The sequence below is a fragment of the Anoxybacillus sp. CHMUD genome (assembly GCF_013096965.1).
GTDB lineage: Bacteria > Bacillota > Bacilli > Bacillales > Anoxybacillaceae > Anoxybacillus > Anoxybacillus kestanbolensis_A.
In genome coordinates, this window is record NZ_SDLG01000003.1 from 38,708 (window position 1) to 54,077 (window position 15,370).

At 44.1% G+C, this 15,370-nt stretch carries 17 protein-coding genes; 6 read left to right on the plus strand and 11 right to left on the minus strand.

Going from position 1 to position 15,370, the window contains the following annotated elements; translation table 11 throughout:
* Positions 1–4: 4 nt before the first annotated feature.
* The 8 genes from ETB99_RS02640 to argC form a co-directional block, all read right to left on the minus strand.
* The gene (locus ETB99_RS02640) at positions 5–184 is read right to left on the minus strand and encodes a YjzC family protein (RefSeq protein WP_003395421.1); all 180 of its coding nucleotides are present in this window, start codon (positions 182–184) and stop codon (positions 5–7) included.
* Positions 185–273: 89 nt separating this feature from the next.
* A complete protein-coding gene (gene argF, locus ETB99_RS02645; RefSeq protein WP_171699830.1) occupies positions 274–1,218 on the minus strand; it encodes an ornithine carbamoyltransferase in 945 nt (314 codons plus the stop codon).
* Positions 1,215–4,319: a carbamoyl-phosphate synthase (glutamine-hydrolyzing) large subunit gene (locus tag ETB99_RS02650; RefSeq protein ID WP_171699831.1), complete on the minus strand. Its 3,105-nt coding sequence runs from the start codon at positions 4,317–4,319 to the stop codon at positions 1,215–1,217. Before ETB99_RS02650 ends, argF begins: the two co-directional genes overlap by 4 nt.
* Positions 4,312–5,379 (minus strand): carbamoyl phosphate synthase small subunit, encoded by a 1,068-nt coding sequence (locus ETB99_RS02655; RefSeq protein WP_171699832.1) that lies wholly within the window; start codon positions 5,377–5,379, stop codon positions 4,312–4,314. The genes ETB99_RS02650 and ETB99_RS02655 overlap by 8 nt, the downstream gene beginning before the upstream one ends.
* A gap of 49 nt (positions 5,380–5,428) precedes the next feature.
* Entirely contained in the window at positions 5,429–6,586 is a 1,158-nt protein-coding gene (locus tag ETB99_RS02660; RefSeq protein WP_171699833.1) for an acetylornithine transaminase, read from the minus strand.
* Positions 6,583–7,341 carry an acetylglutamate kinase gene (gene argB, locus ETB99_RS02665; RefSeq protein ID WP_171699834.1) on the minus strand — a complete coding sequence of 253 codons (759 nt, stop codon included), beginning with the start codon at positions 7,339–7,341 and terminating at the stop codon, positions 6,583–6,585. The genes ETB99_RS02660 and argB overlap by 4 nt, the downstream gene beginning before the upstream one ends.
* 12 nt (positions 7,342–7,353) lie before the next feature.
* Positions 7,354–8,580: a bifunctional ornithine acetyltransferase/N-acetylglutamate synthase gene (argJ, locus tag ETB99_RS02670; RefSeq protein ID WP_077427654.1), complete on the minus strand. Its 1,227-nt coding sequence runs from the start codon at positions 8,578–8,580 to the stop codon at positions 7,354–7,356.
* A 14-nt stretch (positions 8,581–8,594) separates the two neighbouring features.
* Positions 8,595–9,620, minus strand: a complete 1,026-nt coding sequence (gene argC, locus ETB99_RS02675; RefSeq protein WP_171699835.1) for an N-acetyl-gamma-glutamyl-phosphate reductase — start codon at positions 9,618–9,620, stop codon at positions 8,595–8,597.
* A 173-nt stretch (positions 9,621–9,793) separates the two neighbouring features.
* Here argC and ETB99_RS02680 point away from each other — a divergent pair, with 173 nt between their 5' ends.
* A complete protein-coding gene (locus ETB99_RS02680; protein ID WP_077427658.1) occupies positions 9,794–10,477 on the plus strand; it encodes a Crp/Fnr family transcriptional regulator in 684 nt (227 codons plus the stop codon).
* A 40-nt stretch (positions 10,478–10,517) separates the two neighbouring features.
* Here ETB99_RS02680 and ETB99_RS02685 read toward each other — a convergent pair whose 3' ends face one another.
* Together ETB99_RS02685 and ETB99_RS02690 are read right to left on the minus strand one after the other, a co-directional pair.
* On the minus strand, positions 10,518–11,222 hold the full coding sequence (locus tag ETB99_RS02685; protein ID WP_077427660.1) for a YwiC-like family protein: 705 nt from the start codon (positions 11,220–11,222) through the stop codon (positions 10,518–10,520).
* Between the two features lie 70 nt (positions 11,223–11,292).
* Entirely contained in the window at positions 11,293–12,048 is a 756-nt protein-coding gene (locus tag ETB99_RS02690) for an alpha/beta fold hydrolase (protein WP_164970089.1), read from the minus strand.
* A gap of 108 nt (positions 12,049–12,156) precedes the next feature.
* On the opposite strand from ETB99_RS02690, the gene ETB99_RS02695 reads away from it, so the two are divergent.
* From ETB99_RS02695 to ETB99_RS02705, 3 genes are all read left to right on the plus strand, one after another.
* Entirely contained in the window at positions 12,157–12,963 is an 807-nt protein-coding gene (locus ETB99_RS02695; RefSeq protein WP_171699836.1) for a Cof-type HAD-IIB family hydrolase, read from the plus strand.
* An 89-nt stretch (positions 12,964–13,052) separates the two neighbouring features.
* Positions 13,053–13,205 (plus strand): hypothetical protein, encoded by a 153-nt coding sequence (locus ETB99_RS02700; RefSeq protein WP_162829817.1) that lies wholly within the window; start codon positions 13,053–13,055, stop codon positions 13,203–13,205.
* Between the two features lies 1 nt (position 13,206).
* Positions 13,207–13,380, plus strand: coding sequence for a DUF3813 domain-containing protein (locus tag ETB99_RS02705; RefSeq protein WP_006318885.1), 174 nt, complete (start codon positions 13,207–13,209; stop codon positions 13,378–13,380).
* Positions 13,381–13,403: 23 nt separating this feature from the next.
* On the opposite strand, the gene ETB99_RS02710 is transcribed toward ETB99_RS02705, so the two are convergent.
* The gene (locus ETB99_RS02710) at positions 13,404–14,237 is read right to left on the minus strand and encodes a YitT family protein (RefSeq protein WP_006318886.1); all 834 of its coding nucleotides are present in this window, start codon (positions 14,235–14,237) and stop codon (positions 13,404–13,406) included.
* Between the two features lie 87 nt (positions 14,238–14,324).
* On the opposite strand from ETB99_RS02710, the gene ETB99_RS02715 reads away from it, so the two are divergent.
* Together ETB99_RS02715 and ETB99_RS02720 are read left to right on the plus strand one after the other, a co-directional pair.
* Complete coding sequence (locus tag ETB99_RS02715; protein WP_171699837.1) at positions 14,325–15,188, plus strand: DegV family protein; 864 nt, start codon at positions 14,325–14,327, stop codon at positions 15,186–15,188.
* 29 nt (positions 15,189–15,217) lie between these two features.
* Positions 15,218–15,343 (plus strand): DUF3941 domain-containing protein, encoded by a 126-nt coding sequence (locus tag ETB99_RS02720; protein ID WP_003395443.1) that lies wholly within the window; start codon positions 15,218–15,220, stop codon positions 15,341–15,343.
* Positions 15,344–15,370 lie beyond the last annotated feature (27 nt).

A 15,370-nucleotide genomic window follows, 5' to 3' on the forward strand; every position in this document is an offset into this window, starting at 1 on the left:
TGGCTTACGGTTTTGGAAAGTACGTCCAAATACGATTATGATTTGACGTCTCAGGGAAACGGTCACCTGCTTTTAGCTTTAATTTTTTCGGATTTTTTACTTGATCCCCTGTTTCACCAATTTCAATATATATCCCGTTGTTAGGTGCTTTTTGCCCTGGGCGAAAATGTCGACTTTGTCCCATCCGTATCCCTCCTCATCGTCTCATCATTTTATAATATGTCCGTTTGGCTTCGGAAACATGATGAGAAATAACGGATGGGCATCCAAATGCTACAGCAACGAAACGAGTAATGCTTTTTGTGCATGAAGACGATTGCTTGCCTGTTGGAAAATGTACGACTGTTTTCCATCGATGACACCTTCCGTCACTTCTTCTCCACGATGGGCTGGCAGGCAATGTAAAAACATAAAATCTTGTTTCGCTCGTTGGACGAGTGCTTCATTCACTTGAAACGGTGCAAATATGTGCATCCGTTCGTTCGCTTCTGCTTCTTGCCCCATGCTTGCCCATACATCAGTGTATACGACATCCGCGTCAGCAATCGCCTCGTACGGATCGTTTGTGACAACGATCGTCGCTCCGCTTTCGTTTGCGATCTGCTTCGCTTCTTTAACAATCGCTTCTTTCGGCTCATATCCTTTCGGTGAAGCGACCACACAATGCATGCCGACTTTTGCAGCAGCCAGCATTAATGCGTGTGCCATATTGTTTCCATCGCCAATGTAGGCTAGCTTTAGTCCTTGTAGTTTTCCTTTTACTTCATAAATCGTCAATAAATCAGCAAGCGCTTGACACGGGTGATCGTCATCAGTTAACCCGTTAATAACTGGAATCGTCGCATAATGAGCAAGTTCCGCGACTTTTTCATGCTCAAATGTGCGAATCATAATGGCGTCGACATATTCGGACAATACGCGCGCCGTATCGGCAATCGTTTCTCCGCGCCCAATTTGCAAATCGCGACTGCTTAAATGAAGCGCATGTCCGCCTAATTGCACCATACCTACTTCGAACGAGACGCGCGTTCTCGTTGACGGCTTTTCAAAAATCATTGCCAACGTTTTGCCGCTTAACGGCGTATACCGCTCCCCGTTTTGTTGTTTTTCTTTTAATTCAACAGCTAAATGAAGCAAATATTCAATTTCTTCTTTTGAATAATCCGCTAACGTTAAAAAATCTTTTCCTTTTAATTGAATGGTTGCTGTCATGTTCATTTTCTCACCACTTCACTTATTGTTTTTAACCAATCTTGAATCGAACAAACGGAAAAATCTTTACTTGACCATGCTTGTAAAAACAATTTCGCTGTTTCTTCTTCCGTTAACACGAGCACATGGCGAGCGAGCGCTTGTTTTCTTCGCCCCGCACTTTGTTCATCACGCATAAAGCTAACAAACGCAAGCGCCTCTTTTTTCGCGACCCATTGTTCAAACGGCTCATCTGTTACAATCGTTACTCCTTGTTGTTGCGCTTGTTCAATAAAGGACTTCGCATCCGCTGGCGCATCGACGTATATTTCATGCGCCTCTTTTTTCTTCACGAGATATGGATAAAACGCTTTATATGCCGCTTCTTCGATCGTTTTGGCGATGCTAATGCCTTCGCCTGTCGATTTCATTTCTGGCCCAACGAGCGGGTCGACACCCGGCAGTTTGTATGTCGAAAACACCGGATATTTTAAGACAACATACGGGATACAAACCGTTTGTTTGACGTCTTCCGACAAATATTTCCCAAGCAATACGTTTGTCGCATGTTGAACCATCGGTACCCCTGTCACTTTACTAACAACTGGAACGGTACGACTTGCCCGCGGATTCACTTCTAATACGTACACTTCGCCGTCTCGTACGATAAACTGAACGTTCATTAATCCTTTAAAATAAAGCTTTTTTGTGATTCGTTTCGTATAGTCGATCATTTTTTCTTTTTCTTCTTTCGTAAACGATTGAGCAGGCAACAATGCATAACTATCGCCCGAATGCACCCCCGTTTTTTCGACATGTTCAATGATCGTCGGAACAAACGCGTCATATCCGTCACAAATCGCATCAAGCTCGCCTTCTTTTGCGCGCACATATTCGTCAATTAATACAGGATAAACGATGCCTTGCTCTACAAGGGCAGAAAGCTGTTGTTTATCGTGAACAATATGCATCCCTCTCCCGCCAATGACATACGACGGGCGAAGCAAAAGTGGATATCCAATTTCTTCTACTTTTCTCCATAATTCCGTTTCATCGTTTGCCATCGCCCCTTTCACGTGTGGGATGTCAAGCGATTGAAGCAACGTATAAAAACGCTCCCGATCTTCCAACTGATCGATCGTATCGCTATTCATTCCAATGATGGAAACGCCATACGCTTCAAGTTTGCTTGCTAAATTAATGGCCGTTTGCCCACCAAATTGCACGATGACCGCTTTGACGTTTTCCGCTTCCACCACATTTAATACGTCCTCGACGGTGAGCGGTTCAAAATATAAACGATCCGCTACCGTAAAATCGGTACTTACCGTTTCAGGATTGTTGTTGATTAAAATCGCTTCATAACCCGCTTGTTGCAAAGCGTACACACAATGAACAGAACTGTAATCAAACTCGATCCCTTGCCCAATACGAATCGGTCCTGAACCGAGAATAAGCATTTTCGGTTTGTCGCTCGTTTGCACTTCACTTTCGCCAAAATATGTTGAATAATAGTATGATGTTTCAGCTGAAAATTCTGCTGCACACGTATCGACCATTTTATAAGCTGGAACAATGCCATACGTTTTTCTTTTTTCGCGCACATCTTTTTCAGCGACGTTCCATATATGAGCTAAATACGCGTCAGAAAATCCTTTTTCTTTTAACGTCCGAAACGTTTGTTCATCAATCAAATGAAGCGTCGTTTCTTTCGCTCGTTGTTCAAGCGCAATAAGCTGAGCGAAACGCGTTAAAAAATACAAATCGATTTTCGTCCATTCATATATTTGCTCCGTTGACATGCCGCGCCGAAGCAGCTCTAAGATCGCAAAAAAGCGCCGATCGTCTCCCGTTTTTACGATGTCAATTAACATCTTCGTCGGCTGTTTTGCCATTGTTGGTGAATATAAGCCAATATGGTCTAACTCAAGCGAATGAAGTGCCTTTTGCAACGCTCGCTCGAAATTGCGATCAATCGCCATTACTTCTCCTGTTGCTTTCATTTGCGTCCCGAGACGACGATCGGCAAACGAAAATTTATCAAACGGAAAGCGCGGAAATTTGACGACGACGTAATCGAGTGCAGGCTCAAAGCTCGCATACGTATGTCCCGTCACCGGATTAATAAGCTCGGCTAGCGTATAGCCGATCGCCAATTTCGCCGCCATTCTAGCGATCGGATAACCGGTCGCTTTCGATGCGAGCGCAGACGATCGACTCACACGCGGATTGACTTCAATTAAATAATACTTTTTACTTTTCGGATCGAGCGCAAATTGAATGTTGCATCCACCGACAACGCCAAGCGCCGAAATAATTTTAATCGCAGCGGAACGCAACATATGATATTCGACATCCGTCAACGTTTGCGACGGGGCAACAACGATCGAATCGCCCGTATGAATACCGACAGGATCAATATTTTCCATATTACAAATCGTAATGCACGTATTCGTATGGTCGCGCATCACTTCATATTCAATTTCTTTAAACCCCGCGACGCTCCGTTCCACTAAACATTGCGTAATCGGGCTTTCCTGCAATCCTTTTGTGACAATGTCAACAAGCTCATCCATCGTTTCGGCAATGCCGCCGCCTGTTCCACCGAGCGTATATGCCGGACGGACGATGATCGGAAACCCGATTTGTTTTGCGAATTGCACCGCTTCTTCAACTGTCGTTACAATTTCGCTTTCTGGCACCGGTTCATTTAATTCATACATTAACGCTCGAAACGCTTCGCGGTCTTCACCACGTTGAATCGATTCAATCGGTGTACCGAGCAAGCGAACGTTATATTTTTGTAAAATACCACGTTCATGGAGCGCAAAAGCCAAATTCAGTCCGGTTTGCCCGCCAAGCGTAGCCAACAGCCCATCGGGTCGCTCTTTTGCGATAATTTTTTCCATACTTTCAACGGTCAGCGGCTCAAAATATACCGCATCCGCATGCACTTCATCGGTCATAATTGTCGCAGGATTGTTGTTTGCTAAAATGACGCGGTATCCTTCTTCTTTCAATGCTAAACAACCTTGCGTTCCTGAATAGTCAAACTCCGCTGCCTGCCCGATGACGATCGGCCCTGAACCGATGACAAGAATCGAGCGAAGCGTTGTATCTTTAGGCATACACTTTCTCCTTTCTTGCTGCTTTCATCATGTCGACAAATTCTGCAAAAATAAATTGCGTATCATTCGGTCCTGGATGCGCTTCAGGATGGTATTGCACACATAAAATCGGTTTCGTTTCATGGACAACGCCTTCGACCGAACCATCGTTCACGTTAATAAACCGAACAGAGAGCGGCGTATGAGCTAAACTTTCTGCTTTCACGACATAGCCATGATTTTGTGACGTCATCAACACTTTTTTCGTTTTCGCATCATATACCGGCTGATTCGCCCCACGATGCCCAAACGGCAATTTTTCCGTATCCCCCCCGTAAGCGAGCGACACGAGCTGATGTCCTAAACAAATCGCAAGCGTCGGATACCGTTCAATGACAGCTAAAATATTGGGCAGCTCACGCGACAACTGTTTCGGATCCCCCGGTCCGTTCGATAACAACACCCCGTCAGCATCGAGTTGCTCAACCGTTTGGAACGGCGTATTGTACGGAACGACGGTGACACGACACCCATGATCGATTAACGACTGAACGATTGATTTTTTGTAGCCAAAATCAAATAAAACAACATGCATATGACCGTCTCCGTACGTTTGTACATCCGATGTACTGACGAGTGGAACAGGCGCTCGTTCCTCCATTTGCACGCTCGCCTGTCGGCTCGTTGAAATGACAGCAGGCATCGCCCCATGTTCACGAATTTGTTTCACAACCGCTCGCGTATCCACATGCGTAAGAAGGGGGACGTTCCATTTTTGCAAATATTGCTTGAGGCTATAGGCCGCTTCGTAATGATGTCCCGTCTCTTCTGCTTCATAAACGATGACAGCTTTTACATGCGGCTGTTTGCTTTCAAAATCGACTTCATTAATCCCGTAATTTCCAATGAGCGGATACGTAAAAACAATCATTTGATTTTTATACGACGGGTCTGTTAACACTTCTTGATATCCTGTCATTCCTGTAAAAAAGACAACTTCTCCCGCAATATCTCCCGTCCACACCGTTTCTAAATTGCCGACAAACGTTTTGCCGTTTTGTAAATGTAAATACGCTTCCATTTCAACACCCCAACCGAATGTTTATTAAACAAAAAGAATTTTTATTCATTTATGCGTATAAAAAATTGCGTTCATATGACGTTAACGCTTCTTGTAACATAGCGACTGCTTCATCAAGCTCTTCTTTCGTGACAATGAGCGGTGGTAACAGACGAATCACGTTCGGCCCTGCGGCTAAAACAAGCAATCCTTTATCGTGAATATGTGGTAAGATGTTTGCGACTGGTTCGCGACATACGATGCCAATCATTAACCCTAAACCGCGTACTTCTTGAACGATGTGAACGTCTTTTAATTGCTCGGCTAATTTACTTTTGAAATATATTCCTTTTTCCTGCACTTGTTGTAAAAATGACGGCTGTGCTACGATCTCAAGCGTTGCTTTTGCTGCTGCCATCGCCAAAGCGTTGCCCCCAAACGTAGAACCGTGTACGCCAGCGCTAAATGTTGCAACGACATGTTTTTTTCCGATCATCGCCCCAACAGGAAATCCGCTTCCTAACCCTTTCGCAACGGTAATGACATCTGGTGAAATGTCAAACTGTTCGTAAGCGAATAACGTTCCTGTTCGCCCGATGCCCGTTTGCACTTCATCGACAATCAACAATGCTCCATACGTTTGACAAAGCTGTTGTGCTGCCTGTAAAAATGATTTTTCTCCGACGACAACACCGCCTTCACCTTGCACGACTTCCACCATGACAGCCGCTACCGTTTCGTCCATTTCTCTCTGAAGGGCATCGATATCGTTAAACGGTACATACACAAACGTCGGCAACAACGGGCCAAAGCCGTCATGAATTTTCGCTTGCCCTGTTGCTGACATCGTCGCAAATGTACGCCCGTGAAACGATTGTTCACACGTAATGATTTTCGAACGTCCCGTATGTTTGCGTGCAAGCTTGATCGCCGCTTCGTTTGCTTCCGCTCCGCTATTGCAAAAAAATACTGCATCGCCAACAGAATGTTGAACGAGAAGAGAAGCGACTTCTTCTTGAATCGGGAGATGAAATAAATTGGACACGTGCCATACTTCATTTAGTTGCGCCTCAAGCGCTTGTTGCACTGCAGGATGGCGATGACCGAGATTGCATACGGCAATCCCTGCGACAAAATCGAGATATGATGTTCCGTCTGTTGCGATAAGTTTCGTCCCCTCAGCTTTTGCCACCGTAATCGGGAATCGTTGATACGTTGGAAAAATCATACGTACACCTCTTTCTTCATCATCGTTCCATGCCACGTTCCTTCTTTATAAAATGAAGCCTTTCCGCTCACAATCGCCACTTCTTGAACCGAATGGAGCGCGTGAAGAGCAGCTTTTACTTTCGGAATCATTCCACCTGAAATTGTTCCATCAGCCATCATTGCCTCAATCGTTTGAGCAGTTGCTTCTTTAACAACTTCTCCATTTTTTAAAATACCAGCGACGTCTGTGACAAAAACGAGTTTGTCAGCCGAAAGCGCCTGCGCAATGGCAGAGGCGGCTGTATCGGCGTTAATGTTGTACGTTTGTCCACGTTCATCCACACCCATTGGCGCAATGACAGGGACGTATCCGTGACGCAACAACATATGCAACATTTTCGCATGAACGTGTACGACTTCTCCTACATAGCCGAGCGTTTGTACGTCGATCGGTTTCGCTTGTAACAAGCGATCGTCGACACCGGACAAACCAACCGCACGAATGCCGTTTGTTTGCAAAAGTGAAACGAGCGTTTTGTTCACTTTTCCGTTTAACACCATTTCAACAACGTCTAGCACGTCTTTTGTCGTTTTTCGCAAGCCGTTGACAAATTCGGACGGAATGTTGAGCGCCTGTAACAAATGCCCAATGTCTGGTCCACCACCATGAACGATGACAACATCAAGTCCACTTTCTCTTAGTTGTTTAACGCTCGTAAAAAACGATGGAGATAACTCATGAAGCACACTGCCGCCGCATTTAATGACAATCACAACGATCCCACCTTATGTGCGATAGCTCGCATTAATTTTAATGTAGTCGTACGTTAAATCGCATCCCCATGCGATCCCTTCTCCTTCGCCGACATGCAAATCGACTGTAATCACCACGACATCTTCCATTAGAGCGGCTTTCGCTTCTTGTTCTGAAAACGGCATCGGTTGGCTTTGTTTTAACATGTGAATCGAACCGATCCATACGTCGACACAATCTGGTTTGATGTATGCTCCGCTATGTCCAATCGCACCGATAATACGCCCCCAATTTGCATCTGCCCCATATACTGCTGTTTTCACCAAATTCGATCCGACGATATGTTTCGCCGCCCATTTCGCTTCTTCGTCTGTTTTTGCTCCTTTTACACGCGCCTCAATTAATTTTGTTGCGCCCTCACCGTCACGTGCAATTTGCTTCGCTAAATGTTCACACGTTTGGCGAAGCGCTTCATAAAAGTTTTCCCAATCCGGATGTTGCGGGGAAAGCGTCTCATTGCCTGCCAATCCGCTTGCCATGACGATGACCATATCGTTTGTTGACGTTTCTCCGTCGACCGTAATTTGATTAAACGACACATTTGTAATGGAGCGCAGCGCATCTTGTAATACGTCTGATGGGATGTTCGCATCCGTCGTAATAAAAGCAAGCATCGTTGCCATATTTGGATGAATCATCCCCGAACCTTTTGCCGCCCCTGCAATAGTCACGACTTGACCGTCTACAACCGTTTCGTAACACGTTTTTTTCATAACAAGGTCAGTCGTTAAAATGGCCGTTTGAAAATCAACTGCACTATCCCATTCCGCCTTCGGTTTCAATTTTGGAATGCTCGCACGAATTTTTTCCATCGGCAAATACTCACCAATGACTCCTGTCGATGCGACCGCTACGAGATGCTCATGAAGTCCAAATGTTTCCGCACACAACTTCCGCATTTCGTACGCATCTTGTAATCCTTGTTCTCCTGTACATGCATTCGCATACGCGCTATTGACAATGACTGCTTGAAGTTTTTGTTCTACCGCAATGCTTTGTTTCGTCACTTGCAAAGGGGCTGCTTGAAACACATTTTGCGTATACACTGCCGCACATGTTGCCGGCACGTCGCAAACAATCACCCCTAAATCTTTTTTCGTATAACGCAGTCCCGCATGCACACCAGCGGCTTGAAATCCTTTCGGTGTAACAATCGTTCCATCGGCTATATATTTTACTTTTTTTTCTTTCACTTTCACTTTTCTCCCCCCATTTACGGATACATCGGCATCGCCGTCAGTCCCGTTTGTTCGTCGAATCCAAACATCACATTTGCATTTTGAACGGCTTGCCCTGCCGCCCCTTTCATTAAATTATCGATCACGCTCACAACAGTAATGCGATTCGTGCGCTCATCATAAGCAATCCCAATATCACAATAATTTGAGCCATATACGTCTTTCGTACATGGGAACGATCCAGCTTCCCGCACGCGCACGAACGGGCAATGTTTGTACGTTTCTTCATATAACTCTATTATTCTATCAACCGATACGATACATGCCGCTTCCGCATATATCGTCGCCATAATGCCGCGCGTCATCGGAATTAAATGCGTGCTGAACGTAATCGGCCCAATTTGGTCATTCCAATCGCCTAACATTTGTTCAATTTCAGGAATGTGTTGATGCGTATTCACTTTGTATATTTTTACGTTTTCATTCGTTTCTGCAAAATGAACGCCAAGCGACACCCCGCGCCCTGCACCAGACACACCTGATTTCGCATCGACAATAATCGAATCAGAAACAACCCATTTTTGAATGACAAGTGGCGCTAATCCGAGCAACGTCGCTGTCGGATAGCAGCCTGGATTAGCGATTAAGCTCGCCGTCGCAATGCGGTCGCGATTCCACTCGGTCAGCCCGTACACCGCCTGTTTTAGTAGCTCCTCGTTCGGCGCCTGCCTTTTATACCATTTCGCATATACGTTCCCGTCACGCAAACGAAAGTCTCCGGATAAATCGATGACTTTATGCCCTGCTGCCAGCAATTTCGGCGTCCATTCGCTCGATACGCCAGGCGGTGTCGCTAAAAACACAAGCTCGCCTTCGATATCATCGCTTCGAATATCACGCAAGACGAAACGCTCCTCGATATGCGGATACACGTCATGTAGCGAAACACCTGCTTGTGAAGATGAATGAACAGAAGCGACATGCATATGCGGATGATGTTGCAATAAGCGAATGAGTTCAATTCCCCCGTATCCTGTCGCTCCAATAACGGAGACTTTCATTAACCTGTTCCCCACTTTCTGTATATTTTATAAATTTAGTTATCATTATAATACTGCATAAAAATAAAATCAAATGTATATTTAAATATTTTTCGTTTTTCCCATTCATTTATTGACGCCGCATCTGTTTTTCTTTTTAATGGAATTAGATAACAACAAAAGGTGGTTAGCATATGACAATTCAACCGATCTCCTTATCCGAGCTTCTTTCCCTCCCTCACCATACGATCGACATTCAAAAAGGAGAATATATTTTTCAAGAAGGGGAAGCGGCAAGTGAGCTGTATGTTGTATGTACAGGAAAAGTACAATTGAGTAAAACGACTGAGGAAGGGCGCGAACTGTTGCTTCGCATTTGTGAGCAAGGGGACGCGTTTGGGGAGATCGTTCCGTTTCAATCGATGTGCGTTTGTACCGTTAGCGCAAAAATGATGGAGGCGGGGACGTTAGCTGTCATCAACAAGCAACAACTCGAAGAAAAATTGACGACAGACCATGCGTTTGCGTTGCAGTTTATGCAATGGATTCATTTACAATTACAACGGATGCAAACAAAAGTGCGCGATTTAATTTTGCACGGAAAAAAAGGTGCGCTTTATTCCACACTCATTCGTTTAGCGAATAGCTACGGCGTTGAAACAGAAGACGGTATTTTTATCGATCTTCCGATGACGACACAAGAACTCGCCAATTTTTGTGGCAGTGCACGCGAAGTCGTCAGCCGCCTGTTGAAAGAATTAAAAGAGCGTGGCGTCATTTCTTTCGAGAAAGGGAAAATGACGATTTACGATATACAATTTTTAAAAGATGATATTCGTTGCGAAGGTTGTCCAATCGACATATGCAACATGAAATAAACGGGTGTCCGAAAAATGAAGACACCCGTTTTGCATCATATTAATAAACGATCATCACAACAAGCGCAAAATAAACAGCATTGACAATTTCATAAATCCCTACTTTTTTAATCGACAACGCTTTTCCATAAAAATAAATCGCCCGTACGGCGCTCGGCACATACGCGAAGGCAAGCCAACCGTTTCCTGTTGCAACACATACGACAACGACAAATAGATGAAACAACCATGACGCCCACTTATAGCGTGGATTGTTTTTTTCGCGAATCATCGTTTTCACGTAAAATGTGCTTCCGATGAAAAACAAGACGGAAGCAATAAATAAAAACAACGCTTTTTCATCCATATGTCCCGTACCGATGTAGTAACTCCCAAGTCCACCAATGGAAAAGTTGATAATGGCAGCGACATCGTTTACAAACGCACGCTCTTTTTTCTTTTTCGCAAAATACATATTTACAATAAAGAACGGAAGCATCGCTAAACCGAAATAAATGAGCGACGGTTTGTAAGCAAGTGGGAATGCGACAAAAATAAGCGCGATCAACATATATGTTGCAAACCATTTTTTATGACGAACAGTTGCTTGTTTTTTTATCATTAACGTCCATATATATGTGGCTAAATATAGGAAAAACCATGCGACAAATAACGGAAGATGAAGCCATGTCGCTTGACCGATATCGATGCCGAATAAAAACGGAATAAGTAACATCGCCCAAGCGCCATGTTGTTTTGGAATCATCGTATCCCCTCCTTCATCTTCGATTGTACCACTCTCCTTCTTTTTTCTTTGTGACGCCTGTCACATTTTTTTATAAATGTGTGACAAACCATTGAACCGTTTGTAAAAACGCTTCGCGCGTCACTTTATGTCCCGCATGTTCATCAATTAGCATCGTAAGCGGCTGATGAAACGGCTCAATTTGTTTATAAAAGGCGTATGTATAATCAAACGGAACGACATCATCTTGTTTTCCGTGCCAAATAAAAAGCGGACGGCCATTTAATTTTTCAGGTTGCAATGATAAATCGTATGTCATTAACGTGTTGCGCAACGATTCAAGTTGCTGCCTAGAGAGCGGCAACGTCATCCCTTTTCTTTCTGCAAATTGCAATTGTAAATCAAAAAACGTTTTATAGCACGGACTTCCCATCAATGAGCCGGCGACGCGAATCCAATCGTATTGCGTAAGTGCCCCGAACGTCACAATGCCCCCCATCGATGTACCAACGACGCCAATGCGCTCACGATCGACAAGGTTTCGTTCGACTAGTTCATTTTTTATGTCCTCTAATTCACGAATAGTCGTTAATACAATATCCCAAAACGACAAATGAAGTTCATCGTCAGAAAGCGGATTTGGACGTTCCCCATGATACAGCGCATCCGGCAACACGACGCGATATCCAGCTTCGGCAAGCAAATAGCCGAAATGAAGATTATGTTCTTTTGCGCTCGTAAAACCATGAATAAAAATGACAAGTGGACGCATATGATGGATATCATCTTCTTTTACGACATGTAAGCAAGGAATGTTTGCGATCGACTCGCGAATAATGGATACCATGTTCTCATCTCCCATATGATGTTTTAACATTATATTACCATATAGACAAATATTTTGGAAAAACGATACACTGAATGAGGAATAATTTTAACGAAAAGGGGAACGGTTATGGAACAACATTTAATTGCAATTGATTTAGATGGGACGTTGTTAAAAGATGATAAAACGATTTCTTCACGTTCTTATGATGTTATTCAAAAAGCAAAAGAGGCGGGACACATCGTCGTCATCGCAACAGGTCGCCCGTATCGCGCAAGTAAAATGTATTATGAACAACTCGACTTAACGACGCCGATCGTCAATTTCAACGGTGCATTCGTTCATCATCCGAAAGATGACAGCTGGGGAATGTACCATACGCCACTTCAGTTAGAAACAGTAAAAGAAATTGTTGAAGTAAGCCGAAAGTACAACGTGCGCAACATTTTAGCTGAAGTGATGGACGATGTTTATTTTCACGAACATGACGAGCAATTACTTGATTTGTTTAATTTAGGAAATCCAAATGTATATATCGGAAACTTACGTGACATTTTACGAAAAGATCCAACGAGCATTTTAATTTTATCTGACGAACAAAACGTCGGGCGCATTCGCACATATTTGTCTGAAGTGCACGCAAACGTCATCGACCACCGCAGTTGGACAGCCCCGTGGCACGTCATTGAAATCGTCCGAACCGGCATCCATAAAGCAGTCGGTCTTGAAAAAATTGCTTCCTATTACGGTATTCCACGCGAACGCGTCATCGCTTTTGGCGATGAAGATAACGATATCGAGATGTTAAAATGGGCTGGATTAGGTGTCGCGATGGGCAATGCAATTGAACCGCTAAAAGCAGTCGCAGACGATGTGACAAAAACGAACGAAGAAGACGGGATCGCTGTTTATTTGCAATCATTATTAAAGTTATAAAAAATTCCCTTACGTATTGTGACGTAAACATGAACAAACTATCATCGACGCCATATGCGTCACAAGCGGCAAACAAGGGGGCATGTCGTGTGGGCAAACGAAATAAATCAAAACGTTTCGTTCAACAAGGTGCTGATGCGGTTTATAAACATGATGAGCGCATTCCGTATCATATGACGTATGAAGAAGCGGAACGACGCAAAGCAGAAAAAGCGGATCATACGAATCTCGGGGGATTTTAATATGGGTAATCCGTTATTTCAACAAGCAAAAAAAGCGGTCGCTAAAGCAAAAGAAGAAAAAACAGAACGCGCCATCGCTGTGGCGAAAAATGCGCTCTCATCCGCCTTTGCGAATGCGAACGATGCGGAGCGAAGACAGTTGCACGATTTGCAAGATGAGCTCGATACATTGTAAAAAGCTGCGCGTCACGCGCAGCTTTAATCTTTTCGGAAAAACCCGACAACTTCTGTCGTTTGCATAATGTTTGTAAACGCCTTTGGATCGACTTCTTTAATAATTCGTTTTAAATCAAACAACTCATAACGTGTAATAACGATCATTAGCATATCTTTATCTTCGTTTAGAAATGCCCCTTTTGCCGGAATGACGGTAATGCCGCGAATCATTTGTGACTTGATCGCTTGCTTCATCTCTTCCCCTTTTGTCGTAATAATAAGTGCGGTAAGCTTTTGATGGCGCGTATGAATCGCATCGATGACACGCGTCGTCACATACAGCGTCACAAGCGTATATAACGCCTTTTCCCAGCCGTACATATATCCGGCTGTTAAAATAATGATGGAGTTGAGTGCAAAAATGTACGTCCCAACAGAGCGATCGTTTACGCGCGACAACACAAGGGCAATAATATCTAAGCCACCTGTTGACGCCCCCCATTTTAACGTCCAGCCCGTTCCGACTGCCGCAATCACCCCGCCGAATACTGCATTCAGTAAAATATCTTCAGAAAGTGAACGAACCGGGATAAGCTCAAGAAAGAGCGACATGACTACAACGCTTAAAAAGCTATAAAACGTAAAAGATTTACCCACTTTCTTCCATCCTAAAATAGCGACCGGAATGTTGAATAAAAAAAGCAACAAACCTGTCGAAAGCGCATAAGGTGTGTAGTCGCCCACGACTTTGGAAATAAGCTGCGCCGCTCCAGCAAACCCACTCGTATATACGTTCGCTGGAATTAAAAATAAATTCATGCCGATGGCGTTTAATAATCCGCCAATGACGACGACAAACAGTTTTTTTACGTCCACAGAACATCCTCCTACAAAGCACTAAAATTGTTTTTTTTCCTTATAACCGCTACACTTAAAATAAGTATGTACATAGGGGTGATTGAAATGAATATTAAAATTATAGCGGATAGCGGGTGCGATTTGCCACTTTCTTTTATAAAAGAAAAACAAATTGCTTTTTTACCGTTAGCTGTTCATATAAACGGTCACGACTACGACGACCAACTAACGATTCAACCAAAGCAAGTGTACGACGCGATGCGTAACGGAGATGTACCGAAAACGTCGCAAGCAAAACCAGCGCAAATGGAAGAGCTATTTACGACGCTCGCCAAAGAAAACATTCCTGCCATTTATATCGCCTTTTCCTCTGCTTTATCCGGTACATATCAAACAGCGGCCATGATAAAAAACGATGTGCTTGAACGATATCCTGACGCGAAGTTAACGGTTATCGACTCGAAATGCGCATCGCTCGGTCTTGGGCTTGTCGTGAAAAAAGCCGTTGAGCTTGCAGAAAGCGGTATCGCATACGAAGATGTCGTGACGACCATTGAAACGTATTGTCGCCATATGGAACATATTTTTACCGTTGATGACTTACAATATTTAGCGCGCGGCGGTCGCGTCAGCAAAACAGCAGCATTTGTCGGTGGGGTACTAAACATTAAACCACTTCTTCATGTCGAAGATGGGAAGTTGATTCCGATTGAAAAAGTGCGTGGGCGGAAGAAAGTGCTAAAGCGCATGGTCGAGATCATGCGAGAGCGCGGAGCAGACGTACAAAACCAGCTCATCGGCATTAGCCATGGCGATGACGAACAAACGGCGCTCGAACTAAAAGCGATGATTGAAGAAACGTTCGGCTGCAAACAATTTTTCATTTCTGAAATCGGCGGCGCCATCGGAGCACACGCCGGACCGGGAACGATCGCCCTCTTTTTCTTGAATAAACAGCTTGCGCAATGACTACACTACCCTTTAAAGGGGGCGAACATATGACGAGCGATAACGACAAAAAAGCAAAAGACAATAACGCGAAACGACACGAGAAAAATATGGAGCGCGAAAAAAACCGCCAAGCTGGCAAACGCGCCTATTCAAAAGAAACGAACCATTTGTAAAAAAGATGCTCGCGCGGAGCATCTTTT